This is a genomic window from Micromonospora sp. NPDC049089 (assembly GCF_040648775.1).
Lineage (GTDB): Bacteria > Actinomycetota > Actinomycetes > Mycobacteriales > Micromonosporaceae > Micromonospora.
Genome location: NZ_JBEZEH010000011.1, coordinates 15,887 through 35,959, shown reverse-complemented (window position 1 = coordinate 35,959; position 20,073 = coordinate 15,887). Strand labels below are relative to the sequence as shown.

The following is a 20,073-nucleotide window of genomic DNA, read 5'->3' as shown; positions in this document are numbered from 1 at the left end:
TCAACATGTCGACCTTGGCCTACGAGATCGTGGACGTCTTCACCGATCGCCCCTTCGCCGGCAACCCGCTGGCTGTGGTGTTCGGTGCGGAGGCGCTGGCCACCGAGCAGATGCAGGCGCTCGCGTTGGAGTTCAACCTGTCCGAGACGGTGTTCGTGCTGCCGCCGACCCAGGTCGGCGTCACCTACCGGGCCAGGATCTTCACCCCGGTGGAGGAGTTGCCGTTCGCCGGGCACCCCAGTGTCGGTGCGGCGGTCACCGCCTGCCGGCGGGGCATGTTCGGTGTGGGGCAGGTCACCCAGGAGTGCCGGGCCGGTGTGCTGCCGATCGAGGTGACCGCGTCCGGGGCGACGCTGACCGGTGGCGCCCCGACGCTCGGGCCGGAGCTGGACCCGGAGCCGTTGCTGGAGATCGCCGGCCTGGTCGCCGAGGACCACATTGGGCCCGCCCCACGGGTCGCCGGCTGCGGGCTGGAGTTCCCGTACCTGCCGGTGCGTCCGGAGTCGGTGGCCCGCGCGCAGGTGAATGCCGCGGCGGCGCAGCGGTACGGGGTTTCGCACGTCAGCGTCTTCTCCTGGGACGCGGCCGCGCAAACCGCGCACGCCCGGGTCTTCGTGCCGGGTATCGGCGTTCCGGAGGACCCGGCGACCGGTTCGGCGGCCCTCGGCCTCGGTGTCTGGCTGGTCGCGAGCGGTCTGCTGCCCGGTGAGGGTCGGTCCGAGTACGCGGTCAGTCAGGGCGTGGAGATGAACCGTCCGTCCGCGTTGGCCTGCACGGTCACTGCGGCGAACGGGGCGGCGGTCGGCGCGACCGTCGCCGGCCAGGTGGTGCCGGTGGCCCGGGGCGAGATCGCCGTGCCACCGTTCGTGGGCTGAGCGGAGGCGCCGATGCGGGAGGATGCGGGTGTGACGGACGAGACCGCCCCCGGGGGCACCCCACTGGTCGACGAGGCGATGAAGAAGGCCGCCGTGGCCTGGGTCAGCGTTGCGGGTGGGCCGGCGCTTGCGCTCTGGTGCGCTCCGCTGGAAGGCGCGCTGCTGGTGGTCAGTGGGCCGGGCGAGCAGGCCGCACCGGGTCTGGCCGATGCGACCGAGGCCCAGGTCACCCTGCGCGGCGACCACGGCGGCCGGATCGTCACCTGGCCGGCCCGGGTGAGCCGGTTGCAGCCGGGCACCGAGGCGTGGGACGTCACTGCGCCGCTGGTGGCGGCGAAGCGCCTCAACGCGCCAGGTCCGACCGCTGACCTGGTGGCCCGATGGGCCGCCGACGGATGCGCGGTGAACCGCCTCGCCCCGGCCGGTACGCCGCTGGCCGGCGCGGAGTTGCCGGCCGACGCGCAGGCCGAGCCGCCCCGGGCGAGTCCGGCGGTCCGGGCCACCCGCAAGCCGTTCCGCCTGCACCGGGTCCGCCGCCGCTGATTGGTCGATCAGCCCGTCCGACCGCCGACGCCCGCCACCGCCGCCTCGGCGTCGACGAGGGCGAGCACCTCGCCCAGGGTGCCGAGGGCGGGGCCGCACCAGTCCCGGTCGGCGTTGAAGACCATGTGCGTGGCCAGATCCGGTGCGGCGAGCCGGACGGCGGTCATCCCGGCCCGCTCGGCGCCGGTCAACTCCTGGCTGCCGCCGTCACCGACGTAGAGGCAGTCGCTTGGCGCGAGCCCGAGCCGCTGGCAGGCCGTCAGGTAGAGCGTCGGATCCGGCTTGCACCGCCCGACCTGCACCGAGAAGACCCGTACGTCGAGCAGGGGGGCGACCGCGAGCTGCGGCAGGAAGGCCGGCAGTTCGTGCGTACAGTCGCTGATCACGCCGGTGCGCAGGCCGCGTTGACGCAGAGCCGCCAGCACCGGCACCGCGTCGGCCCGCAGCCAGGTGTCGGCGCGGACCGCCCGGTGCCGGGACGCCACCGCTGCCCGTACCGCGTGGTCGCTGGGGTGTACGCCGGCCTGGGCGCACACCCAGCGCAGTGTCGCCTCCGCGTCGCCGAGTCGGCCGCTGGCCCGCTCGTAGTAGGTGCGGTTCAGCACCTCGGTCAGGACTTCGGTGGGACATCCGAGCAGCTCGGCGGTGCCGACGTGCGCGACACCGCGTTGTACCGAACGGGTCAGGGTGCCGAAGAAGTCGAACAGCACCGCCTGGTAGCTGGGCATGGGAGAGCGCCTCCGGGCGGTCGAGGGTCGCCGGCGCGGAACCGCGTGATCGTAACGGTGTGATGACCCTCCGTGCTGACCGTCATACGTGTGAGGATTACGTCCCGTGCCCCCACCTTCACCCCGACCGTCACTGGATCCGCTGACCACCGGCGCGGTCGGGCTGGCAGTGGTCGCCGTGTCGTCGTCCGCGCCGCTGATCGCGTACGCCGCCGCTCCGGCGCTGGCCATCGCGTTCTGGCGCAACCTGCTCGCGGTGGCCGTCCTGAGCCCCTTCGCGCTGGTCCGACGCCGCGCCGAGTTCCGCAGGTTGACAGTGGGCGCGGGCCGGCGGGAGGGCCTGTTCTGCGTTCTGTCCGGGGTCGCCCTCGCCGGGCACTTCGCGACCTGGGTGCCGAGCGCCCAACTCACCTCGGTCGCCACGTCCACCGCCCTGGTCGCCACCCAGCCGGTCTGGCAGGGGCTGATCGCTCGCGCCCAGGGGCGTCCGCTGCCCCGGGTGGTGTGGACCGGCATCGCGGTGGCGGTCGGCGGCGCGGCGGTCGCCACCGGGGTGGACGTCGGGGTCTCCGGCCGGGCGGTCCTCGGTGACGTGCTGGCGCTGATCGGCGCCATGTTCGCCGCCGTCTACACCGCCTTCGGGGAGCGGGCCCGGGTCAGCATCAGCACCACCACCTACACCACCATCTGCTACGGGATCTGCTCGCTGATCCTGCTGGCCCTGTGCCTGGTCGGCGGCGTGCGGCTGACCGGTTTCGACGGGCGCACCTGGCTCGCCATCCTGGCCCTGGTGGCCGGCGCTCAACTGCTCGGGCACTCGATGTTCAACTACGCCCTGCGGAAGGTCCCGGCGACAACTGTGAGCGTGCTGATCCTGCTGGAGGCGCCCGGCGCGGCAGTGCTCGGCTGGGCCTGGCTGGGGCAGGTGCCCCGCCCGTACGCGCTGCTCGGCATGGCGATGCTGCTGGCCGGTGTGGCGGTGGTGGTGCTGGGCGGTGCCCGCGCCGGCCGCCGTGCGGCCGAACCCACAGCCCTGCCCGCCGATCCGACGCCACTGTCCTGACGGGGATTCACAGGTATGCGGCGAAGTGGTCCGCCACCAGGTCGGTCAGTCCTTCGCCGTCCAGGCTGCCGTCGACCCGGATCACGCGGACCTTCAGTCGTTCGGCCTGCACGACCGCGTCCGCCGCCACCAACTCATCGCGTTCCCACCGGTGACGGTTCGCAAGAGGCGGGTCGCTCACCCCGGCTACCGCAGCGCTGGCCCGGGGCAGTCGGGTGATCTGGTGGGCTCGGAACCCGGGGGTGGGCACCAGCACCACCATCTGCCGTACCGACTCCACCAGCGGCGCTACCAGTTCCGCTCGCAGCCCCCAACCCTCGGCCACCACCCGCCGTCCGCAGACCAGTGCGCTGAGGTCGTCGAGGACCCATTCGAAGCGACGGGGGAAGCCGGCCAGTGTCTCGGCCGCCATCCGCGCCGGATCGGTGTGCACCCAGGCGGCGTCCGGGTCGGGGTCAGCCGGCGGGTCACCACATCGGACGCGGTCGGCCACGCGTCGGTCGTGGTGGCCGCGAGCGTCGTGCCGGTCGTAGAGGTACGCGGTCAGCCCGTGCCGCAGCGCCAGGTTGACGGCGACAGTGGACTTGCCGGCCCACTGTCCGCCACCGATCCACAGGGCTCGTCGCGCGGTGGCTGTCGCATCGAAATCCATGGACTTACCCTGACCGCCGACCGGCCCAAGATCAAGTCTTGTTCTCGCGGGTCGAGGATGATGAAGTAAAGGTGGAAGGGCACGTCCCCCGCACCTCGACGCCCCCTGGTGGTCGGCGCGGAGTCGCCGAGAGCGGCGAGCAGCCTGCCCAGTTCCCCGTCGGCGAGGAACACAACATCAACGCTGGTTCCCTCCGCGAAGGGCCCGCCCGGCGTCTGTCCGGGTGAGGAGGGCGATCCGTTGACGACTGAGGACCGCACCCGGGACGGCTTCGCCGACTTCGTCCGGGCCGAGACCGCCGGGCTGACCCGGCTCGCGTACCTGCTGACCGGTGACCGGCATCATGCCGAGGACCTGGTCCAGGTGGCACTCGCTCGGGTCGCGGTGCGGTGGGAGCGGATCGCTGACCCGCGCGCCTACCTGCGCCGGGTGCTCTGCACGCAGGCGGCCAGTTGGTGGCGCTGGCGGCGGGCCCGCCCACCGGAGCGGCTGGACGGGGCGTTGCCGGAACGCCCCGGGCCGGGTGACGACACCGATCTGCGGCTGGTGCTGTCGGCGGCGCTGGCCCGGTTGACCGCGCGGCAGCGCGCGGTCCTCGTGCTGCGCTACTACGAGGACCGTACCGAGACGGAGACGGCGGAACTGCTCGGCTGCCGGGTCGGCACCGTGAAGAGTCAGACCCGCCACGCCCTCGGCCGACTCCGTGTCCTCGCCCCCGAGTTGGCCGAACTCGTCGGCCGTGACCCGCAGGAGGTGGCCCGGTGACCGCTCGGCTCTCCGAAGCGCTGCGTCGCCTCGCGGACGACGTGCCGCCCGCGCGCGTACCGGCGGGGCTCTTCGACGCGGCGCGGACCCGGCACCGTCGTCGCCGGGCCGTCGTCGCCGGCGCGCTCGCCGTCCTAGTCCTGCTCCTGGGCACCGGGTACGCGCTGCACCCGGTCGCCCTGCCGCTGCCCGCCAGCCCTCGGCACGACGCCCCGGGCCTGCCTACCCGGCTCGTCGATCCGCCCCTGCGGACCGCCTCGGTGCGGGCGTCGGCGCCGGGTGCCGCCGCGATGCTCTTCGGCGGTCCCGCCGTGCGCACCAACTGGTTCGAGACCCGGATGGCCGTGGTGGCGGCCGACGACGACCGCTACCGCGTGCTGAACGGGGATCCGGCCGTCGCGGGCTTCGAGGCGATGCTCTCCCCGGACGGCCGGTATGTCTGGATGGGCGCGTCGCTGCTCGATCTCACGTCCGGAAGGACCACCACGGATCGCCCGGACGGCTATCCACTCGCCTTCGCGCCCAACGGAAAACGCCTGGTCTACGCCGACGACGACACCACGTTCACGTCCCCGAACACCTACTCCACCCCGTACGTGGGGGTCTACGACCGGGATCGCGGAACCGACGTGCTGCGGGTGCGGGTCGGCACCACCTGGGTTCCGCCGGGGCGCACTGCCGCGCTGTCGCCGGACGGCGGCGACCTCGCCCTTCAGCTCCGTGACGAGGTCTGGCTGGCCCGGGTGGACGACGCGGGCGCGGATCGGGTGGCCGAGCCGTACCGGAAGCTGCCGTTGGCGGGCGGGCGGCTCGCCGGGGCCGGGTCCTGGCTGCCGGACGGCCGTTCGGTTGCTGTCCTCGGCCGGTCCACCTGCACCGACTGCCCGGTTCCGTCCTACCGACGCACCTGGACACTGGTCACCCGGTCCACAGTCGACGGCACTCCGCTGGCCGGCGCGGCGTTCCCGCCGCTGCGCTCCCGCTCGTTCGTGCAGCTGCTCGGCTGGCGCTCGGCGGACGAGGCGGTCGCGTTGGTCGGCGTACCGGGCCCGGCGGCGGTGGACAGCCCGGAGGAGCACGACGTCGCCTGGGGGCCCTATCACGAGGTCGGCACGGAGGCGGTGGAACTCGTGGTGCTACGTCGGGGGGCGACCGCGCCGGAGGTGCTCTTCCGGACGCCGGAGGGCATCACCGACCTGTCGGTCGCCGCCGACCTCGCGATCGACGGGGCGGTACGCGAATCCGGCCGCCCCCACTACGGGCCACCGCCGTTCTGGGCGCTCGCTGTGGGGTTCATCCTGGCGGTCCTGGTCGCGCTGCCCGTGCTGTCGTGGCTGCGACGCCGGCGCGCTCGACGGTCAGACCGACTCCTCCGCAGCGGCTGACCCCTCGTACACCTCGATGACCCGGGTCGTCGGGGCGGCCTCGCCGAGGGCGGCACGCAGGGCCGCCCGGTCCGGGTCGGCGAGGAACGACTCGTAGCCGGCCCGTCCGGCGAACCGGATCACGTGCACCTCGGTCTGCCCGTCGGTGCCGTGCAGTCGCCGTTCCAACCGGCCGCCGTGCCGTTCCAGCAGGGCCAGCACGGCGTCCTCGTAGCGCCGCCCGGCGGCCTCCGCCCCGACGGCGAACTCGACGATCGCGACGAGTGTCAGCTCATCGGCCCGGTCAGTCATCGAGACCGACCGCCTTGACGCTCGCCGCCCACAGCCGGGCGGCGAGCTGCGGATCGGCCGCCTTCCGGAGCGGTCGACGCGGGCGTCGGTCGACGTAGTACCCCCCGTTGATCAGCCGGGAACGCTCCTGTCTGGCCAACCACACCAGGGTCTCGGCGCCCTTCTCCGGGCTGCGGAACGGCATGAGACGCATGCCGATCGCGACGATCCTGCTGTCGTTGGCGAACCGGGTACGGACCACCCCGGGGTGGAAGCTGTATGCGGCAACGTCCGGCCAGCGCCGGGCCGCCTCGGCGGTGAACAGGACGTTCGCCTGCTTGCTGGTGCCGTACGCGCCCAGCGGCCAGTAACTACTCAGTGGCTTGTTCAGGTCGTCCGGGTCCAGTGCGCCGAAGCGGTGCGCGCCGGAGGCGGTCACCACGACCCGGCCCACCCGGTCGGCCAGCAGGTTGGTCAGCAGGAACGGGGCCAGGTGGTTTGCCTGGATGGACATCTCGAAGCCGTCGACGGTTTTCAGTGGTTGCAGCGCGATCGCGCCGGCGTTGTTGGCGAGCACGTCGATCCGGTCGTACGCCGCCCGGAGCCGCTCGGCCAGTCGGCGTACGTCGTCGAGGATCGCGAAGTCGGCCCGGAACAGCTCCGGACGTTCGCCGGAGGTCTCCCGAACCCGTTCGGCCGCAGCCTGCAGGCGGGCCGGGTCCCGCCCGACCAGCACCACCTGGTCGCCCCGGCAGGCCAGGTGCACGGCAGCGGCCAGCCCGATGCCGGAGCTGGCCCCGGTCACCACCACCAGTCGGCGCCCAGTGAGATCTTCCACAGGTCCATTCACCCCGGTCATGGCGCGAGGTTACCGTGACGTCACAACGCCCTTTGGGATCGTTAAGGTCCCGTATCTGTCGTCAGGTGGCGTCGGCATGCCCGCCGGACGCTGGAAGGAGCGCATCCATGGCCGCAGTCGGTCGCCCCCGCAGGTCCTGCCTCGCCGTGCCGGGTTCCAGCGTGAAGATGCTCGGCAAGGCCCAGGGCCTCCCGGCCGACCAGGTCTTCCTCGACCTGGAGGACGCCGTCGCCCCACTGGCCAAGCCGGACGCGCGCAAGAACATCGTGGCCGTCCTCAACGAGGGCGACTGGGCCGGCAAGACCCGGGTGGTCCGGGTCAACGACCTGACCACCCCGTGGACCTACCGGGACGTCATCGAGGTCGTCGAGGGCGCCGGCGCCAACCTGGACTGCATCATGCTGCCGAAGGTGCAGACCGCCGACCAGGTGCAGTGGCTGGACCTGACGCTCACCCAGATCGAGAAGACGATCGGCCTGGAGGTCGGCCGGATCGGCATCGAGGCGCAGATCGAGAACGCCGCCGGTCTGGTCAACGTGGATGCGATCGCCGCCGCCTCGCCGCGCGTGGAGACCATCATCTTCGGCCCGGCCGACTTCATGGCGTCGATCAACATGAAGTCGATGGTGGTCGGCGGCCTGATCCCGGACTACCCGGGCGACCCGTACCACTACATCCTCATGCGGATCCTGATGGCCGCGCGGATGCACGACAAGCAGGCCATCGACGGCCCGTTCCTACAGATCCGCGACGTCGACGCTTTCCGCGAGGTGGCCAAGCGCTCGGCTGCGCTGGGCTTCGACGGCAAGTGGGTGCTGCACCCGGGCCAGATCGACGCCGCCAACGAGGTCTACCAGCCGGCGCAGGCCGACTACGACCACGCCGAGTTGATCCTCGACGCGTACGAGCACTACACCTCGGAGGCCGGCGGCCGGCTCGGCGCCGTGATGCTCGGCGACGAGATGATCGACGAAGCGTCCCGCAAGATGGCGCTGGTGGTCGCCGCGAAGGGCCGGGCCGCCGGGATGAGCCGTACCTCGTCGTTCACCCCACCGGAGCAGTGACCGGCCGGGCCGGGACGACCGCCGCCGGCTGTCGAACCGGCCCGACAATCGCCGGTACGCCGGCCCGCCCGCTGGTCAGTAGCTGCTGCTGTCGTTGCTCGTCACGATCGCGTAGACGATAGCGGCAACGTAGAAGAGGATGACCAACACCAGGAACCCGGTGAGGATCCAGCCGACGATGATGGCAGCCTTCGCCATCCCCGCACCGCCCTCACCGCTGAGCCGGATCTGCTTCTGCGCGACGTGCCCGAGGATCGCGCCGATCGGCGCGGTGATGCAGGACGTGAAACCGATCAGGGCCAGCACGAACGCCGCGATGGCCATCCCGTTGGTCTTCGGCGGCTGCGGGTAGCCGTAGCCGGGGTACTGCGGCGGGTAACCGGGCGCGTATCCGGGCATCGGCTGGGTCGCCGGCTGCTTCGCTCCGGCGTACGGGTCGACCGGGGCGTACGGGTCCGGGGCGTACGGGCTGGTCGCGTACGGGCTGGGCGCGTACGGGTCGACCGGGCCAGGTTGCGCGGGCACCGGCTGACCGGCCACCAGGGTCGGATCCGGTGCGGGGCTCGACGGCTGGGCCGACCACGTGGGGTCGCTCCAGTTGCCGGGCGGCGGGGGATTGGTCATACGAACTCTCCGTCAGGTTGGGGTGCGCAGACAGGGTAGCCAGCGCTGCCCAAACCCGACGCCCCCGCTTCCGGGTGCCGCGTTGCTCGGGCCGGTCGTAACGGGCAGGATCCCTGACATGGCATACGACGCGCGCGCCGCGGACCGCTCCGGCAGTCGACCCCGACGGGACGTCAGCCGCCCGGGTGCGGCCCGGCGCGCCCGGACGGCCCCTCCGGCGGGCAGCCCCGGCCCCGACGAGCCGGTCGCACTCACCGACCCGGTCACCATGCGCCTCGACGGGCGGGTCGCCCTGGTCACCGGGGCGGGCAGCCCGGACGGCATCGGGTACGCCACCGCCCGTCGACTCGCCGACCTGGGCGCGCGGGTGGCCATCGTCTCCACCACCCGACGCATCCACGAGCGGGCGACCGAGCTGGGGGTGACCGGTTTCGTCGCCGACCTGACCGACGAGTCCGAGGTCGGCGCGTTGGCCGATGCCGTCGCCGAGCAGTTGGGCGACGTCGAGGTGCTGGTCAACAACGCCGGCCTGGCCAGTCGCGCCAGCCAGGGGGTGCTGCGGCCGGTAGCGCAGCTCACCTACGACGAGTGGCGCGGCGAGATCGACCGCAACCTCTCCACCGCGTTCCTGTGCAGCCGGGCGTTCATCGGGGGGATGGCCGAGCGGGGTTGGGGTCGGATCGTCAACCTGGCGGCCACGGCCGGCCCGGTCAACGCCCTGCCCACCGAGGCCGCGTACGCCGCGGCGAAGGCCGGGGTCGTCGGGCTGACCCGGGCCCTGGCCATGGAGATGATCGCCGACGGGGTGACCGTCAATGCGGTGGCGCCCGGCACCATCTACACCGCGGCGTCCACCATGGCCGAGATCAAGCAGGGGTTGGGCACCCCGGTGGGGCGGCCGGGCACGCCGGACGAGGTCGCCGCGGCGATCAGCTTCCTCTGCTCGCCGGCCGCCTCGTACATCACCGGGCAGATGCTCGTGGTGGACGGCGGCAACAGCGTCCGCGAGGCCCGCTTCCGCTGACCTTGACGGGCCACACCGGCCCGTTCGTCAGTAGCTGCCACTGTCGCCGGAGTTGCTGAAGGCCACCAGCGCCAGCCAGCCACAGCAGGCCAGCACTGTGAGCCCGGTGAAGACGTAGCCCAGGATCAGTCCCCAGGTCGCGAGCTGGTCGCCCTCCTCGCCGCTGGTACGGATCTGCCGCTTGGCCACGTGACCGAGGACGGCGCCGGCCGGCGGAAAGACGAAGGCGAACACCAGCGACAGGATCGCCAGCACGTTCGTGCCCCGACCCGGCCCGGCGGGCGGTGGACCGTACTGGCCGTAGGGGCCCTGCGGGGGGTACGGCGGTTGCTGACTCCAGTGCGCCGACTGCTGCGGCCCCTGGTGGCCGTACGGCGACGGTTCGCCCTCCGGCGGCCCGTACGGTGAGCGTTCCGCTGGCAGCTCGTACGCCGGCTGGTCCGGCTGCGGCGCGTACGGTGACTGGCCGGCCGGCGGTGGCGCGTACGGCGACTGGTCCTTCGGTGGCTCGTAGGGTGACGGCGGCGGCTCGTCCTCGGGCGGTCCCGACGGCGGTGGGTAGCTCACAGCTGTCCTCCTCCTGCCGGTGCCGGAAAAGTCCCTCTTGCCGGACGCTACCCGCAGCGGTGAACCTTTTCACAGCGGTTGTGTGGACTGGTCACCTTGGCCTCCTCGACCCGAGGGGCCGATACTGACCCAGCGTTCAGTTACCCATGAGTAGTGCGCGGATCCCCGGAGGCTGAGATGGCCCGACTCGCCCAGACGCCCGGCCTGACCGATGTGCAACAGTCGATCCTGGAGACCGTTCGGGACTTCGCCGACAAGGAGATCATCCCGCACGCGCAGCGGCTGGAGCACGCCGACGAGTACCCCACCGACATCCTCGACGGCATGCGCGAGATGGGGCTGTTCGGCCTCACCATCGACGAGGAGCACGGCGGCCTCGGCGAATCACTGCTCACCTACGCGCTGGTGGTGGAGCAGTTGTCCCGCGGCTGGATGTCGATCTCCGGCATCGTCAACACCCACTTCATCGTGGCGTACCTGATCTCCCAGCACGGCTCCGCCGAGCAGAAGGCCCGGCTGCTGCCGAAGATGGCCACCGGCGAGGTGCGGGGAGCGTTCTCCATGTCCGAGCCCGAGACCGGCTCCGACGTCTCGGCGATCAAGTCCCGGGCCGTCCGCGACGGCGACCAGTACGTGCTCAACGGGCAGAAGATGTGGCTCACCAACGGGGCCTACTCCTCGGTGGTGGCCACCCTGGTCAAGACCGACACCGGCGCGGAGTCCGTCTACGGCAACATGAGCACCTTCCTGCTGGAGAAGGAGCCGGGCTTCGGCGAGACCGCCCCCGGCCTCACCATCCCCGGCAAGATCGAAAAGATGGGTTACAAGGGCGTCGAGACCACCGAGATGGTGCTCGACGGCGTCACGGTGCCCGACTCAGCGATCCTCGGCGGCGCCGACCAGGTGGGTCGCGGCTTCTACCAGATGATGGACGGCATCGAGGTGGGCCGGGTCAACGTGGCAGCCCGCGCCTGCGGCATCTCCATCCGCGCCTTCGAGCTGGCGGTGAGCTACGCCCAGCAGCGCAAGACCTTCGGCCAGCCTCTCGCCAAGCACCAGGCGATCGCCTTCAAGCTCGCCGAGATGGGCACGAAGATCGAGGCCGCGCACGCCCTCATGGTCAACGCCGCCCGGCTCAAGGACGCCGGCCAGCGCAACGACGTGGAGGCCGGGATGGCCAAGCTGCTCGCCTCCGAATATTGCGCCGAGGTCGTCCAGGAGGCGTTCCGCATCCACGGCGGCTACGGCTACTCCAAGGAGTACGAGATCGAGCGGCTGATGCGGGAGGCCCCGTTCCTGCTCATCGGCGAGGGCACCTCGGAGATTCAGAAGACCATCATCTCCCGAGGCCTCCTCAAGGAATACAAGCTCTAACCCCGCCCAGCCCCCCGCGATCTTGCACTTTCGGTTGCCCGATTGACCCTCATGCCGGGTTTGTCGCGACAGTAAGTGCAAGATCGCGGCGGGGGTGGGGGTGGGTCAGGGCAGGCGGGTCAGGTTGGCGGCGGCGCGTTCGACGATGAGGCAGCGGTCTTCGACGTAGTCCATGCCGGCCTCCTCGGCGATCCGCCGCGCCTCGGCCGAGACGATGCCCAGTTGCAGCCAGACCGCGGGAGCGCCGATCGCCGCCGCGTCCCGGACCACCTGCACGGCGTCAGCCGCCGGTCGGAACACGTCCACCAGGTCCACGGGGTGCGGAATGTCGGCGAGGGTCTTGTAGGCCCGTTCCCCGAACAGTTCGTCGACAGTCGGGTTGACCGGGATGATGCGCCAGCCGTACTGCTGCATCTGCAACGGCACGCCGTGCGCGGCCTTGAACGGGTCGCGGGACGCGCCCACGACGGCGATCACGGCGGATTCGGCGAGGATCTGCTGAGCGGTACGCACCCGCCGACTGTAGCTCCGATCAGAGCAGCGTCAGCTGCTCGGCTGACGGTGGCGGCGACTCGGGCAGGCTGCGGTTGTCGCCCCGCTCCCCGCGGTGCAACCCGTGTCGCCGGGCGGCGATCCGCACCCGTGCGGTCAACTCCCGCTGGTACGCCTGCGGCGTGTACGCGCCGGCCCGGTAGAGCTCGCGGTAGCGGGGCACGAGGTGCGGGTGCTCGCGGGCGAGCCAGTGCGCGTACCACTCCCGAGCCCCCGGACGCAGGTGCAGCGGCAGGGCGGTCACGCTCGTCGCGCCGGCGGCGGCGATGGCTGAGACGGTGGCGTCGATCGACTCTTCGCTGTCGCTGAGGCCGGGCAGGATCGGGGCCATCAGCACCCCGACGGAGAAGCCGGCGTCGGCGAGCGCCCGGACGGCGTCCAGTCGGCGGCTGGGGTGTGGTGTGCCCGGTTCGACGGTGCGCCAGAGGTGTTCGTCGACGAAACCCACCGAGAAGGAGATGCCCACCGTGGTCACCTCGGCGGCCTGACGCAGGAGTGGCAGGTCGCGCAGGATCAGCGTGCCCTTGGTGAGGATCGAGAACGGGTTCGCGAAGTCTCGCAGGGCACCGATGATCTGCGGCATCAGCCGGTAGCGACCCTCGGCCCGCTGGTAGCAGTCCACGTTGGTGCCCATCGCCACGTGGGCGCCCCGCCAGCGCGGCGCGGCCAGCTCCCGCCGGACCAGCTCACCGGCGTTGACCTTGACGATCACCTTCCGGTCGAAGTCCGCACCGGCGTCGAGATCGAGATAGGTGTGAGTATTTCTCGCGAAACAATAAGTGCAGGCATGAGAGCAGCCTCGGTACGGGTTGATCGTCCACTCGAACGGAACGCGGGACTGCCCGGGCACCCGGTTGAGGATGGACTTGGCCTGCACCTCGTAGAAGGTCATCCCGGCGAACTCGGGGGTGTCGAAGGTGCGGGCGACGGCGCCGGGCAGCGCCAGCGGCAGGGGTGGCGTCGCTGGCGCTGCCCGCTCGGGGTCTCCCTCGACCGGGGGAGCGGTGAGGTTGTCCCAGCGCATGGGCACTATTCGAACACGTGTACGAGGCAAGCGCAAGTGACCCGCCGTACACCGGTGGGCGTCCGGGTGGTCGGAGAGGGAAGGATGGGAGCCATGGAGACGTCGACCTTCGTCTACGACGGGGACTGCGCGTTCTGCACGAGCTGTGCGGAGTTCATCGAGCGCCGCATCCCCACCGCCGCACGCGTGGTGCCCTGGCAGTTCGCCGACCTGGACGCGCTCGGCCTCAGCGTGGCCGAGTGCGAGGAGGCCGTGCAGTGGGTCGGCGCGGACGGCTCACGCGCGGCCGGTCCGGACGCCATCGCGAAGCTGCTCGCCGCGAGTGGTCCGCTCTGGCGGGTCGCCGGCGCTGGCCTGCGGATTCCTCCGGTACGCGTCGCGGCCTGGCCGTTGTACCGCTGGGTGGCGCGCAACCGGCACCGACTTCCCGGTGGCACGGCGGCCTGCTCCCTGCCGCAGGAGGCCCGGGAGCGGCTCTACGGGCCGGCCGGTCGCCCGACCACCGGCGCCTGATCGTCGCGTGCCGGCCCCGAGCCGGCTGTCACCGGGCCCTGGTCGGTCGGCACCGGGTCGACGTCGGCCGGGCGCGGCACCGAGGCGTCCGTCGTGGCCGCCTCGGGAGAGCCGCGGCCGACGAGCCGGCGCGCCCAGACCAGCGGGCGCACCCGCTCCAGCGGCAGGAAGCTGGTCATCGCGGCCAGGTGCGGCGCGAACGAGATCGTGATGGTCGCGATGGTGACCGCGTGGAACGAGTAGAAGAAGCCGACCATGGCGAGTCGCCAGCGGGGTGGCAGGAAGAAGACCACCGGGCTCAGCAGTTCGAACGCCACGATGCCGAACTGGGCGACGATCAGCAGGTACGGCACCTGGGCGATGAGGTCGGCCAGGTCGGTGCCGCGCCGGATGATCGCGCGGGCCAGGACCGAGCCGGTCAGCCAGTCCAGGCCGCCGAACCGCAGCTTGGCGAAGGCGGCCAGGAAGTACGTGCAGATCACCGCGATCTGGGTGACGCGTAGGGCCCAGCCGCCGGCCTCGGTGCGGGTGGTGTCGCCGTGTCGCGCGCGGCCGGCGGTGGGCAGCACGGCCAGTGCGACGAGCAGCCCGAACCGGTCGTGGTCGACCTTCCCGTAGCTCATCGCGATGATCATCCACTCCAGGTACAGCGCGCACACCGCCCAGCCGAGCAGTCGGGGCGCTCGTCCGGTGGCGGCGAGGAGGGCGAGCAGCAGCAACGCCCAGAAGATCACCGTCACCAGCGTCTCGGTTGGCGTCGGCAGTGGGAGCAGGCGGCCGATCAGGAGTGGTTGGTACAGGTCGCCGGGCACGCTTACCCGGGTGCGCACCCAGGGGGTGAAGATCACCAGGTCGGCGGCGACGAACAGGTAGATCAGGGTGCGGAAGGCGGCCACCCGGCCCCGGGGTACGGCCTCGGTCAACCAGCGGTTCATCGGGCGGCCTGCCAGCTCACGACGGTCTGGTCGGTGTGCTCGCCGGTCGGTCGGCCGGCGCGGATGCCGTGCCAGCGGATGACGATGCGGACCTCGACCAGCGCGGGGGCGTCCGGGTGGCGTTCGGCGTACGCGTCGGCGACCTCGGTGAGCAGCGTCGGGTCGGCGGCGTATCGGGCCTGCTGGCCCTCGATCTCGGCGCGGCGGATGCCTGTCGCGTTCTGGTCGAGGTCGATCACCGCCCCGGAGCTGTTCACCCCCTCGACGCGGGTGTCAGGGGCGGGTGCGTTCGGCGGGTTGGAGGTGGAGTACATCCGGAACGGGCCGAACGGGAAATCGTCGTCGCTGCCCCAGAAGGTGCCGACGACGAGCAGGACGAGGCCGAGTGCGGTCGCGCCCAGCCGGGTCACGCGCCCGCGGGTGGTCAGATTCTCCATCGGGTCGTGACGATACGGGATGTACCGACGGCCTCGGGTCCCTCCGATGGCCAGTTCGGCCCGACCAGGCAGGTGATCATGGGTGGAGTCGGCGGGTACGACGAAGGCCGGGCCCGTACCGGGCCCGGCCTCGCGTGTCGTCGTGGGGACGACTCAGTGGTTGTGCTCGGCCAGCTGCTTGCGGACGTCGTCCATGTCCAGCGCCTCGACCTGCTCGATCAGGTTCTCCAGCGCGGACTCGGGAAGGGCGCCCGGCTGGGCGAAGACGATGACGCCGTCGCGGATCGCCATGATCGTCGGGATCGAGCGAATGTCGAACTTGGCGCCCAGCTCCTGCTGAGCTTCAGTGTCGACCTTGCCGAAGACGATGTTCTGGTGCTTCTCCGAGGAGCGCTCGTAGACCGGGGCGAACCGCTTGCACGGACCACACCAGTCGGCCCAGAAGTCGACCAGGACGATGCCGTCGTTGCCGGTCACCTCGTCGAAGTTCGTCGAGGTCAGCTCAACGGTTGCCATTGCACTCTCCGATCACCGCGGTTTATCTACGTCCCGTAGAACCAGGGCTGACCGTATCGAATTCCCGGGGGGTGGGGCACGAAACGTGCCCGGGGCTGCCGGGGGGTGCCGACGGTCATCGACAAGCATCTGTTCACACCCGACCTGCGGAACGCAAGTGCATGACGCACTTGCGTGACCTGCGGTGATGGGAGCGTTTCCAGGGAGATCCACGCGATTGAGCACTACGAATCGGTAACTTGGGCCTTGACAAGGAGGTATCCGGCCTGCAGAGATCGCTGATCAACCTCCGCTTCGTCACTCACGGTAGTGTTACAAAAAGATAAATGTGATCGCGACCTCTGTTGAAGCTACGCACCCGTAGGGCAGAATTCCTCACATCAGAGCGTGGGCGGCGGGTGCCGGGGAGGGCCCCGCCGCTCATTGCGTCTCCCCCCAGGCGAGTGACCGGTGTGACATTTCCGCCGCCGCCGCGCCCCGCCGGTCGCCTTAACCATCGGTAAGGCATGCTGTGCCGAACTCCATCGCCGCCCGTCGAAGGGACCAGCATGCAGTTCGGTCGCTACTACGAGGAGTTCGAGGTCGGCGCGGTCTACCGGCACTGGCCGGGCAAGACCGTCACCGAGTACGACGACCACCTCTTCTGCCTGCTCACCATGAACCACCACCCGCTGCACATGGACGCGCACTACGCCGCGACGGCCAGCCAGTTCAAGCGCAACGTCGTGGTCGGCAACTACATCTACTCGCTGCTGCTCGGCATGTCGGTGCCCGATGTGAGTGGCAAGGCGATCGCCAACCTGGAGGTCGAGTCGCTGCGGCACGTCGCGCCGACCTTCCACGGCGACACGATCTACGGCGAGACCACGGTGCTGGACAAGCGAGAGTCCGGCTCGAAGCCCGACCGGGGTGTGGTGTCGGTGGAGACCCGCGGCTACAACCAGGACGGCACGATGGTCTGCGTCTTCCGGCGCAAGGTCATGGTGCCGAAGCGGGAGTACGCGGCCGCCGCGGTGCCCGACGGCGTGGATCCGGAGCGGCCCAGCTTCCCCGAGCCGCGCTGACAGGTCGCGGCGGGCTACGACCGTCGACGAACACCGGCCTCCTTCCCCGGCGCGGGTCTGCTGGGGAAGGGGTCCGGTGCCCGTCGCGGGGCATATGCTGACGCCGGAGGTTCCGATGAGCCACTCCGTCGCGGGAGAGCCGCCCTCTGCCGGCCGCCGAGCCGCACCCTTGACCACCGCTGTCTACTCCGCCGTCGAGTGGGATCTGCTCACCAGCCTGCCCGGTCGGGTCCTCGTGGCCGCCGCGGCACCGGGGCCTGACCGGACGGAGCGTGGAGTGATGGCCGGCCTGGCCGGTCTGGATGCCGTGGCCGCGGGCCGAGCCTCCGACAGCGACCTGGTCCGGGCGGTGGTCGCCACGATCTACGCCCGCCACGACGGCACCCCACAACCCGCCGAGCGGCTCACCGACCTGGTGGACCTGCTGGCCGCCTGCCGGGCGGTGAGCCGGGTCCTCCGGCGGCGGGCCGACCCCGCCGACTCGGCCGCGTACCGCCAGTGGGTGCAGTCGGTCGCGGCCCGGGTCTGTCGCGCGGTGCCCGGCACCGGCACGCGCCGGGTGGACCCACCGGCCAGCCCGGCGGACCGGCGCTTCCTGGACCGGCTCGGTGCCGCCCTCGACCTGGGCTGACCGGCAGGTCGGCGCAGCCGACGGCGACGCGGTCCGTACCCTCTGATGACCGTGACCGACGACCAGCTTGAGGTGGGCGTGGGCCCCTGGCAGGGGGACCCGCCGGACGACAGCCGCTTCGACCCGCAACTGCTCGCGGAGGGAGACCGGCGCAACGTCGTCGACCGCTACCGCTACTGGCGGCACGAGGCGATCGTCGCCGACCTGGACCGGCACCGGCACGGCTTCCACGTCGCGATTGAGAACTGGCAGCACGACTTCAACATCGGCACCGTGGTGCGCAACGCCAACGCGTTCAACGCCGCCGAGGTGCACATCGTCGGACGCCGACGGTGGAACCGGCGCGGCGCGATGGTGACCGACAGGTACCAGCACGTACGGCACCACGAGACGATCGAGGAGTTCGTCGCCTGGGCGGCCGAGCGGCAACTGCCGGTGTTCGGCATCGACAACCTGCCCGGGTCGCGTCCGCTGGAGACCGGCACCCTGCCGCGGGACTGCGTGCTGCTGTTCGGCCAGGAGGGCCCCGGCCTCTCCGCGCCTGCCCGTGCCGCCTGCCACCAGCTCTACTCCATCGCCCAGTACGGCTCGACGAGGTCGATCAACGCGGGGGTGGCCAGCGGAATCGCCATGCACGCCTGGATCCGCGCGCACGCCGGTACGCCGCCGGACTGACCCACGTACGGTGCCGAATCGGACGTTCCGGCTTGACGTGCCGGCGGTCCGGGGCGACGGTGGGGATGTGAGTGTCGCGGTGAGTTGTCCGAGATGCGGGGGCCCGGTACGGGCGCCGGATCTGATGAACACCGACTCGAGATGTGCGCGCTGCGGCCCGGTGCCGCCATTGCACGTGCCCGAGCACATCGGAGCGGACATCGTGGCGAGCGTGGTGGAACGGATCACCGCGACCGGCGATCCACCGGTGACACCGCTGTGGTGCCCGTGGCCGCTGCCGCCCGGTTGGACACTCACCGGCGTGGCGTACGCCGGGGACGACCGCACGGGTGTGCGGGCGACAGTGGTGGCGTGCGCGGGCCCCGCGCCCCTCGGTGGTGGTCCGGCCGATCTGGTCTTCGTGGCCGAGGAACCAGGTGTCGGCCTGGGCACCCGCCTCGCCGGTCTGACCGGGCCGGACCCGGGACCGGAGTTGGTGGACGCGTTGACCGACCCGGGGCCGGGTCACCCTGACCACGTCGGACAGGCGAAGATCAAGGTCGGTGGGCACCCCACTCCACTGTGGTTGGTGAATTCTCCAACGGATCGAAGCGCGTACGCCGGCGAAGCTCGGGGAATGTGGCTCCATGCGATAGCCTGGCCGGCGAGTGCGGGTCACCTGCTCGCGGAAGACGTCGTGCTACACGACCTGACCGAGTGGACTCCGCCCGAGCTCGTGTACGGCGCACCGTCCCCGTATCTACCCGGTAGAGCTTGACAACTCTTCCGGATTGACGGAGAACGGACGCAGATATTCACTGTACGACACCACACTGATACTCTGGGTGCCGCTGCGGTAATGGGACCCGGCGCCGCGCGAGAGGATGGCCCGCCATGGTCAAGAAGGTCCTCACCTGGGCCGGAATCGCATTCTTGATCTTCTTCGTCGCCTATCGACCAAACTCGGCGGCGGACGTGTTCAAGTCGCTCGGCGGCGGGATCATGGATATCGCCCAGGGGTTTGGCGACTTCTTCACCAGCCTCGTCGCCTAGCCGCCGATGGGCAGCCCCTCCGGTCCACCCTTCGACCCGGACGACCCCGACCGGGAACGTCGCGAGCGCGACACCGAGCCGATCCCGCGGATCGGGCCTGATGACGGCCCGGGCTACGGGGCCGGCCCCGGCCTGTCCGACGGTCCGTCCCTTTCGGACGACGTCGGCTATGGCGACGGGCCCGGCTACGCCGGCCAGGGTCGTTCCGGTCGGGGGTGGATCCGAGATCCGGAGGCCAGCTACCAGCCGCCGCAGATCTCCGAGGACGAGCTGGCCGGGTTGCGTGCCGACGCGACCGGCTCGACCCCTCGGCGGGTGCTGCCGCTGGAAGACGAGCCCAGTTCGCTGGTGGCTCGCTACCTCTTCCCCACCGAGCGCTACCGGGGCGAGTGGAAGCGACACTGGATCCACCTCAGCAACCCGCTGTTGATCGGCGTCGCGGCGACCTTCGTGCTCGGCTATCTCTCCGGCTTTCTCGCCGGTCAGGACGTCGGCGCGTTGACCACCATCGCCGTGCTGCTGTGGTTCGCGGTGATGGGCTGGGTGGCGTGGAAGGTCGCCGACTGGTGGTATGACCGGTTCATCCTGACCAACAAGCGGGTCATGGTGGTCAACGGGATCGTCACCCGCAAGGTGGCGATGATGCCGCTGGTCCGGGTCACCGACATGAAGTACGAGCAGACCCCGACCGGTCGAGCGCTCAACTACGGCACCTTCGTGCTGGAGTCCGCCGGCCAGGAGCAGGCGCTTCGCGAGGTCAAGAACCTGCCCAACCCGAACGAGCTCTACCTGCGCGTCGTCGAGGAGATGTACGAGCCGCAGGCCGTCGAGGCGCGGCTCGGCAAGGAGGCCGACGAGGCCAAGGCCGACGACGGGGCATGAAGGTTTTCGACCGAACATC

The 20,073-nt window shown here is 71.0% G+C and carries 26 protein-coding genes; 15 read left to right on the top strand and 11 right to left on the bottom strand.

What is annotated here, in order from left to right; genetic code table 11:
- Positions 1-5 precede the first annotated feature (5 nt).
- The gene (locus tag AB0B48_RS03965; protein WP_357195506.1) at positions 6-875 is read left to right on the top strand and encodes a PhzF family phenazine biosynthesis protein; all 870 of its coding nucleotides are present in this window, start codon (positions 6-8) and stop codon (positions 873-875) included.
- Positions 876-887: 12 nt separating this feature from the next.
- Entirely contained in the window at positions 888-1,418 is a 531-nt protein-coding gene (locus AB0B48_RS03960) for a hypothetical protein (RefSeq protein ID WP_355005100.1), read from the top strand.
- An 8-nt stretch (positions 1,419-1,426) separates the two neighbouring features.
- Here AB0B48_RS03960 and AB0B48_RS03955 read toward each other — a convergent pair whose 3' ends face one another.
- Positions 1,427-2,146 (bottom strand): HAD family hydrolase, encoded by a 720-nt coding sequence (locus AB0B48_RS03955; RefSeq protein WP_357195503.1) that lies wholly within the window; start codon positions 2,144-2,146, stop codon positions 1,427-1,429.
- 106 nt (positions 2,147-2,252) lie between these two features.
- Here AB0B48_RS03955 and AB0B48_RS03950 point away from each other — a divergent pair, with 106 nt between their 5' ends.
- On the top strand, positions 2,253-3,209 hold the full coding sequence (locus tag AB0B48_RS03950) for a DMT family transporter (protein WP_357195500.1): 957 nt from the start codon (positions 2,253-2,255) through the stop codon (positions 3,207-3,209).
- A 7-nt stretch (positions 3,210-3,216) separates the two neighbouring features.
- Here the strand turns inward: AB0B48_RS03950 and AB0B48_RS03945 are convergent, their stop codons facing one another.
- Positions 3,217-3,861: a hypothetical protein gene (locus AB0B48_RS03945; protein ID WP_357195497.1), complete on the bottom strand. Its 645-nt coding sequence runs from the start codon at positions 3,859-3,861 to the stop codon at positions 3,217-3,219.
- Between the two features lie 240 nt (positions 3,862-4,101).
- Here AB0B48_RS03945 and AB0B48_RS03940 point away from each other — a divergent pair, with 240 nt between their 5' ends.
- Both AB0B48_RS03940 and AB0B48_RS03935 read left to right on the top strand, forming a co-directional pair.
- Positions 4,102-4,626, top strand: a complete 525-nt coding sequence (locus tag AB0B48_RS03940; RefSeq protein ID WP_279515046.1) for a SigE family RNA polymerase sigma factor — start codon at positions 4,102-4,104, stop codon at positions 4,624-4,626.
- Entirely contained in the window at positions 4,623-6,011 is a 1,389-nt protein-coding gene (locus AB0B48_RS03935) for a hypothetical protein (protein ID WP_357195493.1), read from the top strand. The genes AB0B48_RS03940 and AB0B48_RS03935 overlap by 4 nt, the downstream gene beginning before the upstream one ends.
- Here AB0B48_RS03935 and AB0B48_RS03930 read toward each other — a convergent pair.
- Both AB0B48_RS03930 and AB0B48_RS03925 read right to left on the bottom strand, forming a co-directional pair.
- Positions 5,985-6,302, bottom strand: a complete 318-nt coding sequence (locus AB0B48_RS03930; RefSeq protein ID WP_357195490.1) for a hypothetical protein — start codon at positions 6,300-6,302, stop codon at positions 5,985-5,987. The genes AB0B48_RS03935 and AB0B48_RS03930 overlap by 27 nt on opposite strands.
- Positions 6,295-7,119, bottom strand: coding sequence for an SDR family NAD(P)-dependent oxidoreductase (locus AB0B48_RS03925; RefSeq protein WP_357195567.1), 825 nt, complete (start codon positions 7,117-7,119; stop codon positions 6,295-6,297). The genes AB0B48_RS03930 and AB0B48_RS03925 overlap by 8 nt, the downstream gene beginning before the upstream one ends.
- Before the next feature lie 128 nt (positions 7,120-7,247).
- On the opposite strand from AB0B48_RS03925, the gene AB0B48_RS03920 reads away from it, so the two are divergent.
- Positions 7,248-8,204 (top strand): CoA ester lyase, encoded by a 957-nt coding sequence (locus AB0B48_RS03920; protein WP_357195487.1) that lies wholly within the window; start codon positions 7,248-7,250, stop codon positions 8,202-8,204.
- Positions 8,205-8,279: 75 nt separating this feature from the next.
- Here AB0B48_RS03920 and AB0B48_RS03915 read toward each other — a convergent pair whose 3' ends face one another.
- Positions 8,280-8,828 (bottom strand): DUF4190 domain-containing protein, encoded by a 549-nt coding sequence (locus AB0B48_RS03915; protein ID WP_357195484.1) that lies wholly within the window; start codon positions 8,826-8,828, stop codon positions 8,280-8,282.
- 118 nt (positions 8,829-8,946) lie between these two features.
- Between AB0B48_RS03915 and AB0B48_RS03910 the strand changes: the two genes are divergently transcribed.
- On the top strand, positions 8,947-9,852 hold the full coding sequence (locus AB0B48_RS03910; protein WP_357195481.1) for an SDR family NAD(P)-dependent oxidoreductase: 906 nt from the start codon (positions 8,947-8,949) through the stop codon (positions 9,850-9,852).
- A 27-nt stretch (positions 9,853-9,879) separates the two neighbouring features.
- On the opposite strand, the gene AB0B48_RS03905 is transcribed toward AB0B48_RS03910, so the two are convergent.
- On the bottom strand, positions 9,880-10,419 hold the full coding sequence (locus AB0B48_RS03905; RefSeq protein WP_357195478.1) for a DUF4190 domain-containing protein: 540 nt from the start codon (positions 10,417-10,419) through the stop codon (positions 9,880-9,882).
- A 177-nt stretch (positions 10,420-10,596) separates the two neighbouring features.
- Here AB0B48_RS03905 and AB0B48_RS03900 point away from each other — a divergent pair, with 177 nt between their 5' ends.
- Positions 10,597-11,793 carry an acyl-CoA dehydrogenase family protein gene (locus tag AB0B48_RS03900; protein WP_357195564.1) on the top strand — a complete coding sequence of 399 codons (1,197 nt, stop codon included), beginning with the start codon at positions 10,597-10,599 and terminating at the stop codon, positions 11,791-11,793.
- Positions 11,794-11,898: 105 nt separating this feature from the next.
- On the opposite strand, the gene AB0B48_RS03895 is transcribed toward AB0B48_RS03900, so the two are convergent.
- Both AB0B48_RS03895 and AB0B48_RS03890 read right to left on the bottom strand, forming a co-directional pair.
- Positions 11,899-12,306: a CoA-binding protein gene (locus AB0B48_RS03895; RefSeq protein WP_357195475.1), complete on the bottom strand. Its 408-nt coding sequence runs from the start codon at positions 12,304-12,306 to the stop codon at positions 11,899-11,901.
- Between the two features lie 19 nt (positions 12,307-12,325).
- Entirely contained in the window at positions 12,326-13,369 is a 1,044-nt protein-coding gene (locus AB0B48_RS03890; RefSeq protein WP_357195472.1) for an Rv2578c family radical SAM protein, read from the bottom strand.
- Between the two features lie 93 nt (positions 13,370-13,462).
- Here AB0B48_RS03890 and AB0B48_RS03885 point away from each other — a divergent pair, with 93 nt between their 5' ends.
- Positions 13,463-13,882 (top strand): DUF393 domain-containing protein, encoded by a 420-nt coding sequence (locus AB0B48_RS03885; RefSeq protein ID WP_112620689.1) that lies wholly within the window; start codon positions 13,463-13,465, stop codon positions 13,880-13,882.
- Here the strand turns inward: AB0B48_RS03885 and AB0B48_RS03880 are convergent.
- The 3 genes from AB0B48_RS03880 to trxA form a co-directional block, all read right to left on the bottom strand.
- Positions 13,846-14,817: an HTTM domain-containing protein gene (locus AB0B48_RS03880; protein ID WP_357195468.1), complete on the bottom strand. Its 972-nt coding sequence runs from the start codon at positions 14,815-14,817 to the stop codon at positions 13,846-13,848. The two genes, AB0B48_RS03885 and AB0B48_RS03880, sit on opposite strands and share 37 nt — an antisense overlap.
- On the bottom strand, positions 14,814-15,254 hold the full coding sequence (locus AB0B48_RS03875) for a hypothetical protein (RefSeq protein WP_355005113.1): 441 nt from the start codon (positions 15,252-15,254) through the stop codon (positions 14,814-14,816). The genes AB0B48_RS03880 and AB0B48_RS03875 overlap by 4 nt, the downstream gene beginning before the upstream one ends.
- Before the next feature lie 153 nt (positions 15,255-15,407).
- On the bottom strand, positions 15,408-15,770 hold the full coding sequence (trxA, locus tag AB0B48_RS03870; protein WP_007455291.1) for a thioredoxin: 363 nt from the start codon (positions 15,768-15,770) through the stop codon (positions 15,408-15,410).
- Positions 15,771-16,318: 548 nt separating this feature from the next.
- On the opposite strand from trxA, the gene AB0B48_RS03865 reads away from it, so the two are divergent.
- From AB0B48_RS03865 to AB0B48_RS03840, 6 genes are all read left to right on the top strand, one after another.
- Positions 16,319-16,834 (top strand): MaoC family dehydratase, encoded by a 516-nt coding sequence (locus tag AB0B48_RS03865; RefSeq protein WP_030486570.1) that lies wholly within the window; start codon positions 16,319-16,321, stop codon positions 16,832-16,834.
- A 94-nt stretch (positions 16,835-16,928) separates the two neighbouring features.
- Positions 16,929-17,465, top strand: coding sequence for a hypothetical protein (locus AB0B48_RS03860; RefSeq protein ID WP_357195463.1), 537 nt, complete (start codon positions 16,929-16,931; stop codon positions 17,463-17,465).
- Positions 17,466-17,516: 51 nt separating this feature from the next.
- Positions 17,517-18,140: an RNA methyltransferase gene (locus tag AB0B48_RS03855; protein WP_357195561.1), complete on the top strand. Its 624-nt coding sequence runs from the start codon at positions 17,517-17,519 to the stop codon at positions 18,138-18,140.
- A 10-nt stretch (positions 18,141-18,150) separates the two neighbouring features.
- Positions 18,151-18,897, top strand: coding sequence for a DUF6758 family protein (locus AB0B48_RS03850; RefSeq protein WP_357195460.1), 747 nt, complete (start codon positions 18,151-18,153; stop codon positions 18,895-18,897).
- 116 nt (positions 18,898-19,013) lie between these two features.
- The gene (locus AB0B48_RS03845; RefSeq protein ID WP_007455302.1) at positions 19,014-19,172 is read left to right on the top strand and encodes a hypothetical protein; all 159 of its coding nucleotides are present in this window, start codon (positions 19,014-19,016) and stop codon (positions 19,170-19,172) included.
- 6 nt (positions 19,173-19,178) lie between these two features.
- The gene (locus AB0B48_RS03840; protein WP_357195457.1) at positions 19,179-20,054 is read left to right on the top strand and encodes a PH domain-containing protein; all 876 of its coding nucleotides are present in this window, start codon (positions 19,179-19,181) and stop codon (positions 20,052-20,054) included.
- The last annotated feature ends 19 nt before the right edge of the window (positions 20,055-20,073 follow it).

Bases quoted from the DNA above. Each gene is read 5' to 3' on its own strand.
- trxA (WP_007455291.1), bottom strand. From the start codon at position 15,770: ATGGCAACCGTTGAGCTGACCTCGACGAACTTCGACGAGGTGACCGGC.
- AB0B48_RS03900 (WP_357195564.1), top strand. From the start codon at position 10,597: ATGGCCCGACTCGCCCAGACGCCCGGCCTGACCGATGTGCAACAGTCG.
- AB0B48_RS03890 (WP_357195472.1), bottom strand. From the start codon at position 13,369: ATGCGCTGGGACAACCTCACCGCTCCCCCGGTCGAGGGAGACCCCGAG.
- AB0B48_RS03930 (WP_357195490.1), bottom strand. From the start codon at position 6,302: ATGACTGACCGGGCCGATGAGCTGACACTCGTCGCGATCGTCGAGTTC.
- AB0B48_RS03945 (WP_357195497.1), bottom strand. From the start codon at position 3,861: ATGGATTTCGATGCGACAGCCACCGCGCGACGAGCCCTGTGGATCGGT.
- AB0B48_RS03840 (WP_357195457.1), top strand. From the start codon at position 19,179: ATGGGCAGCCCCTCCGGTCCACCCTTCGACCCGGACGACCCCGACCGG.
- AB0B48_RS03965 (WP_357195506.1), top strand. From the start codon at position 6: ATGTCGACCTTGGCCTACGAGATCGTGGACGTCTTCACCGATCGCCCC.
- AB0B48_RS03910 (WP_357195481.1), top strand. From the start codon at position 8,947: ATGGCATACGACGCGCGCGCCGCGGACCGCTCCGGCAGTCGACCCCGA.
- AB0B48_RS03880 (WP_357195468.1), bottom strand. From the start codon at position 14,817: ATGAACCGCTGGTTGACCGAGGCCGTACCCCGGGGCCGGGTGGCCGCC.
- AB0B48_RS03920 (WP_357195487.1), top strand. From the start codon at position 7,248: ATGGCCGCAGTCGGTCGCCCCCGCAGGTCCTGCCTCGCCGTGCCGGGT.
- AB0B48_RS03885 (WP_112620689.1), top strand. From the start codon at position 13,463: ATGGAGACGTCGACCTTCGTCTACGACGGGGACTGCGCGTTCTGCACG.
- AB0B48_RS03960 (WP_355005100.1), top strand. From the start codon at position 888: ATGCGGGAGGATGCGGGTGTGACGGACGAGACCGCCCCCGGGGGCACC.
- AB0B48_RS03955 (WP_357195503.1), bottom strand. From the start codon at position 2,146: ATGCCCAGCTACCAGGCGGTGCTGTTCGACTTCTTCGGCACCCTGACC.
- AB0B48_RS03865 (WP_030486570.1), top strand. From the start codon at position 16,319: ATGCAGTTCGGTCGCTACTACGAGGAGTTCGAGGTCGGCGCGGTCTAC.
- AB0B48_RS03845 (WP_007455302.1), top strand. From the start codon at position 19,014: ATGGTCAAGAAGGTCCTCACCTGGGCCGGAATCGCATTCTTGATCTTC.
- AB0B48_RS03860 (WP_357195463.1), top strand. From the start codon at position 16,929: ATGCTGACGCCGGAGGTTCCGATGAGCCACTCCGTCGCGGGAGAGCCG.
- AB0B48_RS03875 (WP_355005113.1), bottom strand. From the start codon at position 15,254: ATGGAGAATCTGACCACCCGCGGGCGCGTGACCCGGCTGGGCGCGACC.
- AB0B48_RS03915 (WP_357195484.1), bottom strand. From the start codon at position 8,828: ATGACCAATCCCCCGCCGCCCGGCAACTGGAGCGACCCCACGTGGTCG.